At 66.7% G+C, this 12,396-nt stretch carries 9 protein-coding genes and 1 pseudogene; 9 read left to right on the top strand and 1 reads right to left on the bottom strand.

Features of this window, described 5'->3' with window-relative positions:
* Window positions 1-1,151, bottom strand: a 1,151-nt coding sequence (locus Q0S71_RS23020; RefSeq protein ID WP_296000980.1) for a hypothetical protein, incomplete at its 3' end; no start/stop codon positions are given.
* 230 nt (window positions 1,152-1,381) lie between these two features.
* Here Q0S71_RS23020 and Q0S71_RS23015 point away from each other — a divergent pair.
* The 9 genes and pseudogenes from Q0S71_RS23015 to Q0S71_RS22975 all read left to right on the top strand — a co-directional run bounded on the left by Q0S71_RS23015 (window position 1,382) and on the right by Q0S71_RS22975 (window position 12,377).
* Window positions 1,382-2,312, top strand: a pseudogene (locus Q0S71_RS23015) (glutathione S-transferase family protein).
* 392 nt (window positions 2,313-2,704) lie between these two features.
* The gene (locus Q0S71_RS23010) at window positions 2,705-3,133 is read left to right on the top strand and encodes a hypothetical protein (protein WP_296000978.1); all 429 of its coding nucleotides are present in this window, start codon (window positions 2,705-2,707) and stop codon (window positions 3,131-3,133) included.
* A 138-nt stretch (window positions 3,134-3,271) separates the two neighbouring features.
* Window positions 3,272-4,204, top strand: a complete 933-nt coding sequence (locus tag Q0S71_RS23005) for a hypothetical protein (protein WP_296000976.1) — start codon at window positions 3,272-3,274, stop codon at window positions 4,202-4,204.
* A gap of 200 nt (window positions 4,205-4,404) precedes the next feature.
* The gene (locus Q0S71_RS23000; RefSeq protein ID WP_296000974.1) at window positions 4,405-6,828 is read left to right on the top strand and encodes a catalase; all 2,424 of its coding nucleotides are present in this window, start codon (window positions 4,405-4,407) and stop codon (window positions 6,826-6,828) included.
* Between the two features lie 229 nt (window positions 6,829-7,057).
* The gene (locus Q0S71_RS22995) at window positions 7,058-8,731 is read left to right on the top strand and encodes an MFS transporter (RefSeq protein WP_296000972.1); all 1,674 of its coding nucleotides are present in this window, start codon (window positions 7,058-7,060) and stop codon (window positions 8,729-8,731) included.
* A 104-nt stretch (window positions 8,732-8,835) separates the two neighbouring features.
* Complete coding sequence (locus tag Q0S71_RS22990; RefSeq protein ID WP_296000983.1) at window positions 8,836-9,897, top strand: HlyD family secretion protein; 1,062 nt, start codon at window positions 8,836-8,838, stop codon at window positions 9,895-9,897.
* 209 nt (window positions 9,898-10,106) lie between these two features.
* Window positions 10,107-11,501, top strand: a complete 1,395-nt coding sequence (locus Q0S71_RS22985) for an efflux transporter outer membrane subunit (RefSeq protein ID WP_296000970.1) — start codon at window positions 10,107-10,109, stop codon at window positions 11,499-11,501.
* Between the two features lie 127 nt (window positions 11,502-11,628).
* Entirely contained in the window at window positions 11,629-11,991 is a 363-nt protein-coding gene (locus Q0S71_RS22980) for a hypothetical protein (RefSeq protein WP_296000968.1), read from the top strand.
* On the top strand, window positions 11,988-12,377 hold the full coding sequence (locus Q0S71_RS22975; RefSeq protein WP_296000965.1) for a hypothetical protein: 390 nt from the start codon (window positions 11,988-11,990) through the stop codon (window positions 12,375-12,377). Before Q0S71_RS22980 ends, Q0S71_RS22975 begins: the two co-directional genes overlap by 4 nt.
* Window positions 12,378-12,396: the final 19 nt, after the last annotated feature.

The following is a 12,396-nucleotide window of genomic DNA, read 5'->3' as shown; positions in this document are numbered from 1 at the left end:
CCCGCGGCGCCGGCGCCGGCCGCGAGCAGGGCGGTGTGCTGCTGCGCGGTCACGCGCAATTGCGTCACGGCGTTGGCGACGGTTTTCGCGCCGGCGTCGGCCAGCTGTTTTTGCGTCAGCTGCTCGGTGCCCTGCAACTGGGCGGCCTGCTGGGCTAGCAGGGTCTTGCCTTGCGCTTGCAGCGCGGCGCTCTGGGCGCTGTAAACCTCGCGCGCGGCGTCGAGCTGCTGTTGTTGCTGCTGTTGGTCGAGCTGGTCGAGCTGGGTTTGGGTGACGCCGTCGGCTGTTGCGGTGGCGTTGTCGGCCAGGGCATCGGTCAGGGCCAGATCGGCCAGCGTATCTTGCGGCACGTTGGCCGCGTTGGCCGTCGCCGCGTTGGCGCCGGCCGTTGTCGTTATGGATGGCGCGTTTGCCGCTGAAGCCGATGCCCTTGTCAAATCTGAAGCCGATGCCGATGCCGATGCGTTGCCGCTCCCCGCCACCGCCGCGGCGCCGGCAGCCGCGTCGACGCTGGCTTGCTGCGCAAACTGGTCGCCCAGCTGTTCGAAGTTGCCGGTGGTTTGATTGAGCAGCGCGACGGTGCCTTGCGGATTGGCCGCGTAAGCCGATTGCAATGCCTGCGCATCGAGCGTCAGCGCGGAAAGGCCATCGCCGTCCCCGCTGCCATTGTTGCCATTGTTGCCCGCCGCCGCCCGCAGCGTGATGCCGATGTCTGCCAGCGTGGCCGGACCGGCCGCCTGGCTGGCGTCGGCCGCCGCATTGGGCTGCGTCACGCTGTGCAGCAGATTGCTGCGCAGCGGCGCCTGCACGGTCGCGCTGTCGGCGTCGCCCGTTTGCAGCACGTTGTAGGCGGCCACCAGGTTTTGCGCGGCGCCGGTCAGCGTATCGAGTTGCGCGCCGCCGCTGCCGCCATCGGATCGCGGCAAGCCGTCGAGCAGCTGATGCGACTGCGCCAGCGCCGATTGAAACTGCGCCACCGGCGACAGGTCGATGGCGCTCGACGCCGGCGGCGGCACCGCCTCCAGCGCCAGCGCCTTCAGCGCCGTGGTATCGAGCGCGGCGATGGCCTCGTTGCGGTGCAGCGCTTCGATATAGGAGGTCGGCAGCGCGAACGGTTGCGCCAGGATGGAAGTTTGCTCGATCGGGGACATGGTGGCACCTCTGCGATATCAGTGGCCCAGCATGACAGTGGCGCGCGCGCGATGATCTGTGCGCTGATCCACATAGCGCGGCCGGGCCGCAGCCGCGTCATACCATGGTATCGGCAGCGATTCACAATACCTGAACGCGACATTACGGCGCGGGCCGTTGTGCGGCGGCGCGGAAGAATTTATAGTGCGCAATTATCGTGCGCCCGCGCCACCTTCCCTGAAAGTTCGCCATGTCCACCCAAGGCCGTTTTATCCGCAGCGCTTCCCAATTCCGCAACTGGATCACGCCGGACGGCGCGGCCGGTCCCACCGGCGGCGAAGGCTTTCGCGCCGAACCGGGCCGCTATCACCTGTATGTGTCGCTGGCCTGTCCGTGGGCGCACCGCACGCTGATCTTCCGCCAGCTCAAAGGGCTGCAAGCGATGATTTCCGTGTCGGTCGTGAACTGGCTGATGACGGAACACGGCTGGAACTTCGCGCCCGGTCCCGGCGTGGTGCCGGACGATATACACCAGGCCCGCTTCCTGCAACAGATTTACCGCGCCGCCGATCCGCAATACGGCGGCCGTTTCACGGTGCCGGTGCTGTGGGACAAGCAGCGCAACACCATCGTCAACAATGAATCGTCGGAAATCATCCGTATGCTCAACAGCGCCTTCGACGGCGTCGGCGCGTTGCCGGGCGACTACTATCCGGCCCCGCTGCGCGACGACATCGACGCCATCAACGCCCGCGTTTACGACACCGTCAACAACGGCGTCTACAAGGCCGGCTTCGCGGCGACCCAGGCCGCGTATGAGGAAGCCGTGTTTCCCCTGTTCGAGTCGCTGGACTGGCTGGAGCAACTGCTCGGTCAGCGCCGCTACCTGGCCGGCGCCGCCGTCACCGAGGCCGACTGGCGTTTGTTCGCGACGCTGATCCGTTTCGATGCGGTCTATGTCGGCCACTTCAAATGCAATCTGCGCCGCATCGTCGACTATTCCCAATCTGTGGAACTATACGAAGGAGCTGTACCAGATGCCGGGCGTGGCGCCGACGGTCGATTTCGCGCACATCAAGGGACATTATTATCAGAGCCACCGCAGCATCAATCCCACCGGCGTGGTGCCGGCCGGCCCGGTGCTGGATCTCGACGCGCCGCACGACCGCGCGACGATGTGAGCCGCCGCGTCCGCCGCGCTACACCTGGCGGATACACATGGTGGGTCGGCGCCGGAAGCGGTTTTACTATTCGCCGCTAATGCCTGCTAAGGCGTACTACAACGCGCTATTGCTTACTAAAATTTCCGTGCGGTACGCGAAACCATACTAAATCCGGCGCTCTATCGCTTAGCGCCGTTTAGTCAGCAATAGCGGCAGCTAGTATGGAATCGCGCGTTTTAGTAAAACCGAAAAAAAGACCCACCCACCCGCGCGCGGCAAGCCCGCCGCCGACATCGCTTCCCATCCATTCGCATCACTTCTAATTTGTTAGCTACCGCACTGTGACGCGGCGGCCATCGCTTTACTGTTGATCCCGTACTTCGTTGAATCACTCATTTAAGGATACGATCATGGACAACAATCTCACTGGCAACACCGGTAACACCACCAACGCCGCCAACACCAGCAGCACCGGCAGCACCGCCGGCAGCGCCGCCAACACCGTCGACAATAAACTCAACGCCGCCCGCGAAGGTGTCACCCAGATCGGCAAGGACATGCGCGCCGATGCCCACAGCGCCATCGATAAAGTGGCCGACAAAGTGCCGCCAGCAACCGACCGCCTGGCCACCCGCGCCCATAATGGCGTCGACAGCGTGGCCGATGGCGTCAACGGTGTCGCCGACACCGTCGCCGCGCGCGGCAAACAGCTGAGCGCCGCCTACCAGCAATTCGCCGACACCGGCCGCGACTACGTTCGCACCAGCCCGGCCATCGCCGTGCTGCTGGCCGCCGCCGCCGGCTATGGCCTGTCCAAGCTGTTCGGTTCGCGCAAGTAATCGCGGACCCCGCGCCGGCCGCGCGGCGCTGCCGCCTGAGCGCGACGGCGCCGCGCGGCCCGGCGTGTGCCAGGCCTGTGCGGATCTAAAAGCATCAACGAGCGTCAACGCTACATACAACTAAAAATGGAGAATCCCATGCAAGCCATGCCCACTATGTCCGGCGGCTATCCACCCGCCACCACCGCCGCCGCCGGCGACACCGCCGCCGCGTTCGACGGCCATAATTCCGGCGTCTCCTGGGGCGCCGTCTTCGCCGGCGCCGCCACCGCCGCCGCGCTCTCGTTCGTGCTGCTGATACTGGGCTTCGGCCTGGGCCTGTCGGCCGTCTCGCCATGGTCGTACAGCGACGCGCCGGTCGCGCGCTCGACCATCCTCTGGATCACCTTCATGGAACTGGCCTCGGCCGGCATCGGCGGTTATATCGCCGGCCGCCTGCGCGTCAAGTGGGCCAGCGTCCACACCGATGAAGTCTATTTCCGCGACACCGCCCACGGCTTGCTGGCCTGGGCCGTCGCCACGCTGCTGATGGCGGCGCTGATGGCCGGCGCCACCAAATCGGCGATCGGCGGTGCCGTCAATGCCGCCGCCGCCGCTGGTGGCGCAGCCACCGCCGCCGCCGTGCCGATGGCCGCCGCGGCGACGTCCGATCGCGGCGGCAGCGGCAGCGCCTACTTCACCGACATGCTGATGCGTTCCGACAGCGCCGCGCCGGAAACCGACAACGGCGCCGCGCGCGCCGAAGTGGGCCGCATCTTCGCCACCGACCTGCGCGCCGGCGCGCTGGCGCCGGACGACCGCCAGTACCTGGCCGGCATGGTGGCCAAGCGCACCGGCATGAGCCAGCCCGACGCCGAACGCCGCGTCGACGACGTCTATGCCCGCTTGAGCAAAGCCACGGCCGACGCCAAGGCCGCCGCCAAGAACTACGCCGACCAGGCCCGCAAGGCCGCCGCCGCGTCCGCGCTGTGGATGTTCGTCGCGCTGCTGATCGGCGCCTTCGTCGCCAGCATCTGCGCCACGCTGGGCGGCCGTCGCCGCGACAGCGCCATCCTGGTCCATCGCGCCTGAACGGCGGGATCGTCCCACAACTATCATAAAAAGGAGTATCCCATGCGTTCGATTTTATTACTGCTGCTAGGAGTGCCCATTCCTATCGTCATCCTCATCGCCCTGTTCGTGCGCTGATCCGTGGCCCGGCCGCATGGCCGGGTTTTTGATTCATTCCCCTGGTTTCATTCCATTCGTTTAATTTACAGCGAGGTATTGGTATGGTCACACGCAAATCTGCCGCGCCGTCCGTCGACGGCGCCGGTTCCATACTCAGCACGGTGTCCGGTCCGGCCGACGCGGCGCCGCCCGACAGCCTGGGCAGCGGCGACCCCCATGCCGCCCGCCTGCTGGAGAAGGTGGTCGGCGGCCAGCAGCTGGCCGCCGAGCGCACCTACAACGCCGACACGGCGGCCGAATTCGGCGACGGCGTGTTGACGCCGCCGCAGGGCGAATCGTTCGACCCGCCCACGCCGGCGGCGGGCGCCAGCACCGCCTCCGACGTCAACGCCTCGCCCAAGACCGGCGTCGGCGCCGCGCCCGGCAGCAGTCCGGCCAGCGCGCCGCTGGACCGCGTGCGCACCGACGACAGCGGCCAGCGCCTGACCACCAACCAGGGCGTGCCGGTGTCGGACAGTCAAAACTCGCTGAAGGTCGGTCTGCGCGGCCCCACGGCGATGGAAGACTTCGTGCTGCGCGAAAAGATCACCCATTTCGACCATGAGCGCATCCCCGAGCGCGTGGTGCACGCGCGCGGTTCGGCCGCCCACGGTTATTTCGAAGCCTATCAAGACTTCAGCGACGTGACGCGCGCGGCGCCGTTCGCCGAGGCCGGCAAGCGCACGCCGGTGTTCGTGCGCTTTTCCACCGTCGCCGGCGAGCGCGGCTCGGCCGACACCGTGCGCGACGTGCGCGGCTTCGCCGTTAAGTTCTACACCGACGAAGGCAATTGGGATTTGGTCGGCAATAACATCCCCGTGTTCTTCATCCAGGACGCCATGAAATTCCCGGACCTGATCCACGCCGTCAAGCCGGAGCCGAACAACGGCATCCCGCAGGCGGCCAGCGCGCACGACACCTTCTGGGACTTCGTGTCGCTGTCGCCGGAAACGACGCACATGCTGATGTGGCACCTGTCGGACCGCGCCATCCCGCGCAGCTACCGCATGATGCAGGGCTTCGGCGTGCACACCTTCCGCCTCGTCAACGCCGACGGTGCGTCGGTGTTCTGCAAATTCCACTGGAACCCGGTGGCCGGCACCCATTCCCTGGTGTGGGACGAGGCGGCCAAGATCGCCGGCGCCGATGCCGACTTCCACCGCCGCGACCTGTGGGAAGCGATCGAGGCGGGCGCCTATCCGGAGTGGGAACTGGGCCTGCAAATCTTCACCGAGGAACAGGCCGCCGGCTTCCCCTTCGACGTGCTCGACCCGACCAAGCTGGTGCCCGAAGAACTGGTGCCCGTCACGCCGTTCGGCAAGATGGTCTTGAACCGTAATCCCGATAACTTTTTCGCCGAAACGGAGCAGGTGGCCTTCTGCACCGCGCACGTGGTGCCGGGCATCGACTTCAGCAACGACCCGCTGCTGCAAGGGCGCATCCACTCCTACGTCGACACCCAGATCAGCCGCCTGGGCGGCGCCAACTTCCACGAAATCCCCATCAACGCGCCGGTGGCGGCGGTCCACAACAACCAGCGCGACGGCATGCACCGCCAGGCCATCCCGCGCGGGCGCGTGGCCTACGAACCCAATTCGCTGGGCGGCGGCTGTCCCTTCCAGGCCGGCGCCTCGGGCTACAGCAGCTTCCCGGCGACGCTGCTGGCGCCGGAAAAAACCGACAAGGTGCGCGGCAAGCCGGACATGTTCTCCGACCATTATTCGCAGGCGCGCCTGTTCTGGACCAGCCAGACGGCCGACGAGCAGGCCCACATCGTCAACGGCTTCCGCTTCGAGCTGACGCGGGTGCAGACGCCGGCCGTGCGCCGCCGCGTGCTGTCGATGCTGGCCAACGTCGACGCCATCCTCGTCAACGCGGTGGCGCAGGGCCTGGGCATGGAAGTGCCGGCACCGATGCCGCTGGCGAGCAATCTGCCGATGCCGCAGCTCGACCCCTCGCCGGCGCTGTCGCTGATGGCCCGTCCCGGCACGGCCGGCGTCCGCACCCGCAAGGTCGCGCTGCTGGTGGCCGACGGCATCGACGCCGCCCAGGTCAAGGCCGTGTATGCGGACTTGCTCAAGGAGGGCGCGGTGCCGCGCCTGGTGGGCGCCCAGCTGGGCAAGGTCAGGGCCGCCGACGGCGCCACGCTCGACGTCGAGATTTCGATGGAGGCGGCGGCGCCGGTGCTGTACGACGCGCTGGTGGTGGTGGACGGCGAAGCGGCGGCCGCGACCCTGGCCTGCGACGCCAACGCGCTCGACTTCGTGCGCCAGCAGTATCGCCACTGCAAGCCGCTGCTGGCCATCGGCGCCGGCGCCGGCCTGCTGGCCGCAGCCGGCATCCCGGCCACGCTGCCGAACGGTGAGCCGGACGACGCCATCGTCGGCGCCGACGGCGAACGGCTGACGGCGGCGCTGACCGCGTTCAAGCAGCGCCTGGCCGGCCACCGCTCGTTCCGGCGCGAGAACGATCCGCCATTGGTGTAAACGGTATAAACGATATGAACGATATGAACGATATGAACGATATAAACGATATCGTTGCTAGTTGATGTGGCAGACGGTGCCGGCCGCGTTTGGACGAGTGTGGCGGCCGGCACTCTGGTCTGTTAAATAAGGTAACAAAATCGCCATGTAGTGATATGCTCCATCCAGCAACAACTATTCCGCTAGGATGGGTTTCAGGCCGGCTTACACTCACTCGACGATTTCACGCATGGATGTTTACGCTCCACAAAAATGGCTGCCGCATGAAAAGCCCGTGCTGCCGGGATCACCGTCCAACCCGACCCATTCGACGCCGCGCCGGCTCGCCTTCCTGATCGTCGGCCTGATCGTCGCCATCACCGGCGGCCTCGGCAACGCGCTGGTGTCCGTCAACCTGCCTTATCTGCAAGGCTCGCTGGGCGTCTACTCGTCCGAAATCCAGTGGCTGCCGGCCGCCTACGTGATGGCCAATGTGTCGATGAATCTGCTGCTGGTCAAATTCCGCCAGCAGTTCGGCCTGCGCCTCTACACCGAATTATTCCTGATCCTGTACGCCGTCACCACCATGGCCCATTTGTTCGTGCACGGCCTGGCGTCGGCCATCGCCGTGCGCGCCACCAACGGCATGGCCGGCGCGGCGCTGACGGCGCTCGGCCTGTACTACACGCTGCAAGCGTTCCCGGCCCAGCACCGGCTCAAGGGCGTGGTGCTGGGCATCGGCTTTTCGCAGCTGGCCCTGCCCCTGGCGCGGCTGTTCTCGTCGGAGCTGCTGGAAATCGGCGAGTGGCGCGGCCTGTACTTTTTCGAACTGGGCATGGCGCTGACGGCGCTCGGCTGCGTGCTGCTGCTCAAGCTGCCGCCGGGCGACCGCCTGAAAGCCTTCACGCCGCTCGACTTCCTCACCTTCGCCCTGTTCGCGCCCGGCGCGGCGCTGCTGTCGGCCGTGCTGGCGCTGGGCCGCACCGACTGGTGGCTAGACGCGCCGTGGCTGGGCTACAGCCTGGCCGGCGCCGTGCTGCTGCTGGCGGGCGCGCTGACGGTCGAGCACAACCGCAGCGCGCCGCTGCTCAACACGCGCTGGCTCGGCAAGGGCAATATGGTGCGGCTGTTCCTGTCGGTGCTGCTGATCCGCATCGTGCAGTCGGAGGCCAGCGGCACCGTCGGCTTTTTGCAGGCGCTGGGCTTGAACAACGACCAGATGCTGGCGCTGTGGGTGGTGGTGCTGGTCGGCAGCGTGGCCGGCCTGGTGGTCAGCGCGCTGACGATCACGCCGGCGCGCATCCCGGCCTCGCTGATGTTCTCGCTGGTGCTGATGGCGATAGGCTCGTGGATGGACGGCCACGCCACCAATCTGACGCGGCCCATCAATATGTACGTCAGCCAGTTCCTGCTCGGCTTCGGCGGCACCTTCTTTGTCGGCCCCACCTTCGTGTCCGGCTTCGGCGCCGTGATCGCGGCGCCACGCAACCTGATCAGTTTTTCGGTGATGTTCACGATGACGCAAAACCTCGGCAGCCTGCTCGGCACGGCGCTGGTCGGCACCTTCCAGGTGGTGCGCGAAAAATTCCACTCGAGTTTTCTGGTCGAGCACCTGACGCTGATGGACCCGCAAGTGGCCGCGCGGGTCCAGGCCGGCGGCGCGGCGCTGGGCGGCCGCCTGGCCGATCCGGCCCTGCGCAACACCCAGGGCCTGGCCTCGCTGGGCGCGGCCGCCACCCGCGAAGCCAATGTGCTGGCCTATAACGACGTGTTCCTGATGATATTCGTGCTGGCCATGCTGACGCTGGCGTGGATGGTGATCCGCTATGTGCTCGACCTCGGCCTGCTGCACCACACCACGCCGGCCGGCAACGCGCAAACCGGCCTGGCCCATGTTTCCATTTCTAATTCTGGATCGCGATGACTACGACACCCGCTTCCGCTCCACCCGCTCCATCCGTGCCACCGGTCTCGCCGTCGGCGTCCGCCGCGCCCGTGCCGCCGCCCGCCGAGCCGCCGCCGTCCGGCATGCGCTGGCTGAGCAGCGCCGCCTTCGGCCTGGTGGCCCTGGTCGGCGTGCTGATCGTGCTGTACGCGTGGCGGCTGCCGCCGTTCAGCAGCGCCATCGTCAGCACTGAAAACGCGCTCGTGCGCGGCCAGGTCACCATCGTCGGCACCCAGCTGTCCGGCTATGTGGTGGCGGTCAAGGTGCAGGATTTCCAGCAGGTCAAGCAGGGCGATTTGCTGGTGCTGATCGACGACCGCATCTACCAGCAGCGCTACGACCAGGCGCGCGCCCAGCTGGCGGCGCAGCAGGCCGCGCTGGCCAACTGGGAACAGTCGCGCAAGAGCGCCGTCGCCAGCGTCGCCCTGCAACAGGCCGCGCTGGCCAACGTCGAGGCCCAGGCCGTGAAGACGACGGCCGACCTGGCCCGCGTCAATCTGCTGGCGGCCGACGGCTCGCTGTCGCTGCGCGAGCAGGACGCGTCCAAGGCGTCCAGGGCGCAGACCGTGGCGGCGGTGGCGCAGGCGCGCGCCTCGGTCGATATCGCCAGGGAAGCGGCGCAGACGGTGGTGGTCAACAAGGCCGCGCTGGAAGCGGCGGTGGCCAACGCGCAGGCCGCGCTGAAGGCGACCAAGGTCGACCTCGACAACACCCGCATCACGGCGCCGGTGGACGGCCAGCTCGGCCAGGTCAGCGTGCGCCTCGGCGCCTACGTCAACGCCGGCGCGCAGCTGATGGGCATCGTGCCGCCGCAACTGTGGCTGATCGCCAACCTGAAAGAGACGCAGATGAACCACGTGCAGGTCGGGCAGGGCGTCACCTTCAAGGTCGACGCGCTCGACGGCGCCACGCTGACCGGGCAGATCGAACACATTTCGCCGGCCACCGGTTCCGAATTCAGCGTGCTGCCGCCCGATAACGCGACCGGCAATTACGTCAAGGTGGCGCAGCGCATCCCGGTGCGCATCCGCATCGACGCCGGCCAGGCGCAGGCGCGGCGGCTGCGGCCCGGCATGTCGGTCGAGGTCAGCATCGACACCTCGGCCCAGCTGAACGACGCGGCGCCGGCGGGGGCGCGGCCATGACAGCGGCGGCCCAGCGCAGCGGCGCGCGCCGTGCTGCCGCGAAGCGCGCCATATGGAATAAGGCGCGCTTCGCGGTCGCATCGGCGGCGGGGGCTGCGGGTGTAAGGGATGCGGCGCATGCGACGAACGTCGTCAGCGTGGCAAAGGTGGCGAATGCGGCAAGCGCGGCGGATTTGGCAAGTGTGGCACGCGTGGCAAGCCTCGCAAGCGTGGCACGGGCAGCGCTGCTCTGCGCGCTGCTGGCCGGATGCGCCGCCACCGTGGCGCCACCGCCGCCGGCGACGCTGCGCACGCCGGCCGCATGGCGGGGCCCGGCGGCGGCGGGGCCCGGCGCGCCGGCGCTGGAACGCCAGTGGTGGCAGGCTTTCGGCGACCCGGCCCTGAGCGCGCTGGTGACGACGGCGCTGGCCAACAACGGCGACTTGCGCATCGCGCGCGCGCGGCTGATCGAATACCGCTCGCGGGTGGCGATCGCCAGGGCGGCGCAGCGGCCCAACGTCAGCGCCGACGCCGAGCCGACCCGCACCCGCACGCTCGATTACACCAACACGCCGCTGGTCATCAATGTATTCCAGGCCGAGTTCCAGGCCAGTTACGAGCTCGATGTGTGGGGCCGGCTGGCGGCGCAGACCAGCGCGGCCCGGGCCCAATATCAGGCCGAGCGGGCAGCCGAGGATGCGGCGGCGCTGTCGGTCGCCGGCAGCGTCGCCAGCGGCTACCTGAATTTGCGCGGCCTCGATGCGCAGCTGGAGCTGACCGAGGCCACGCTCAAGCTGCGCGAACAGTCGCGCGATCTGGCGCAGCGCCAGTTCGAAGTCGGCTACAGTTCGCGCCTGGAGTGGTTGCAGGCGCAGGCCGAATACCAGACCACGGCGGAACTGGTGCCGCAGCTGAAACGCTCCATCTTCGAGCAGGAAAACGCGCTGGCTATACTGGCCGGCGGCAATCCCGGGCCGATCGCGCGCGGCGCCGCGCTGACCGATTTGCAGCCGCCGCCGGTGCCGGCCGGGCTGCCGTCGGACCTGCTGCGGCGCCGGCCCGACATCGCGCGCGCCGAACTCAATGTGGTGGCGGCCCACGCCAACCTCGCGGCCACGCGCGACCAGTTGCTGCCCTCGTTCAAATTGGTCGGCGGCGGCGGCATCGAAGCATTCCGCTTCCAGGACTTCGTCAACTCGCCGCTGGCGCTGTGGCATTTGACGGCGGCCGTGTCGGCGCCGATCTTCGAGGGCGGCCGCGTGCAGGCCCAGACCGACGCCGCCGCCGCCCAGCGCGACGAGGCCATCTACACCTATGAAAACACGGTGCGCAGCGCCTACGCCGAAACGGAAAACGGGCTGGCCGCGATCTTCCGCCTGGGCGAGCAGGCGGTGCAAAACGACGCCCGCCGCGCCACCGCCGCCGAGACCCTGCGCATCGCCCACAACCGCTACCGCAACGGCTACGCCTCCTACCTGGAGGAGCTCGACGCCCAGCGCACGCTCTACAGCGCCGACGTCGGCCGCTTGCAACTGCGGGCGCGGATGCTGATCGCCTCGGTCGACCTGTACCGCGCCATGGGCGGCGGCTGGAGCGGGACGGAAGACGCGGAAAAAAAAGACTAGTTTGAAACCGCGCCTATGAGCTGACTCAAACTCACGGTGGCGGCGAGGTCCACAATGGTCGCTCCGCGCGACATGATCTTGCTGCGTCGTCGACCGGCGGGGTCCAGGTGGAATCGGGAGTACGGGGATGAGCGATGCGCAGTTGATGCTCTACAGTTCATGGGCTTCCATCATCGGATTGGCGGTCTCGCTGGTGTCGCTGATTTATGTGCGCAGCATCCGCGCGAACATCGTAAAATTCAGGAGGAAGCAAAGAATTCGGCAATTGACCGATGAAATTCTCCGCTTCCTGAACAACAAGGGACCGTTGTCTTCGATCTCGCTGGTCAAACTTGAAGCGTTAAAGAGAAATCTTCCAATACATGCGTGGAATCGGTTCAGCGCCAAGGGCCGTATCAAGCTCGCTATCCACCGGTTTATTGATGCGCGGGATGTCGCAGCGTTGAGAGAAGCAATCAATGATTTGTTGTCGTATTCGGAGGACCTATGAATGAATACGAAGCGCTTTTTGAGGAAATTGTCGAACGAACGAAATCGAAATCGCTGCACTGGCGGCAGTTGAACCGGCGCGATAACACGGAAATCATCCTCAATGCGCATTTGGTGCTGCGCCAGTTCACTGCGGACTTTGCACGGGGAAAGTATCACTTCACACTTCTGCTCATCGAGAAGAAAGAGGATGACGCGCTATTCGATCCGCTCTTTCAAATCTCACCCCGTCAAAACTCGGAACCAGAAATTCTGGTGCTCGATGACGGCGAATTGATTACGACGCTGACCGATTCGATCATTGATCGGTGGGCGATGCTGCGTTTGCTGGATTTGGTGGAAACGCGCAGCGATAAAGTGCGCAAGCTCTTCGACCTGAACGCATAGGTTCACCGCGGCGTCGTCC

Source organism: Rugamonas sp., assembly GCF_025354735.1.
Taxonomy (GTDB): domain Bacteria; phylum Pseudomonadota; class Gammaproteobacteria; order Burkholderiales; family Burkholderiaceae_D; genus Rugamonas.
The sequence above is the reverse complement of the archived record's forward strand: the minus strand, read 5'-3'. Positions and strand labels throughout refer to the sequence as shown.

What these genes read in the sequence shown, in the direction of transcription:
- Q0S71_RS23010 (WP_296000978.1), top strand. Translation starts at nt 2,705, where the DNA reads ATGGACAACAATCTCACTGGCAACACCGGTAACACCACCAACGCCGCC.
- Q0S71_RS23005 (WP_296000976.1), top strand. Translation starts at nt 3,272, where the DNA reads ATGCAAGCCATGCCCACTATGTCCGGCGGCTATCCACCCGCCACCACC.
- Q0S71_RS23000 (WP_296000974.1), top strand. Translation starts at nt 4,405, where the DNA reads ATGGTCACACGCAAATCTGCCGCGCCGTCCGTCGACGGCGCCGGTTCC.
- Q0S71_RS22995 (WP_296000972.1), top strand. Translation starts at nt 7,058, where the DNA reads ATGGATGTTTACGCTCCACAAAAATGGCTGCCGCATGAAAAGCCCGTG.
- Q0S71_RS22990 (WP_296000983.1), top strand. Translation starts at nt 8,836, where the DNA reads ATGCGCTGGCTGAGCAGCGCCGCCTTCGGCCTGGTGGCCCTGGTCGGC.
- Q0S71_RS22980 (WP_296000968.1), top strand. Translation starts at nt 11,629, where the DNA reads ATGAGCGATGCGCAGTTGATGCTCTACAGTTCATGGGCTTCCATCATC.
- Q0S71_RS22975 (WP_296000965.1), top strand. Translation starts at nt 11,988, where the DNA reads ATGAATGAATACGAAGCGCTTTTTGAGGAAATTGTCGAACGAACGAAA.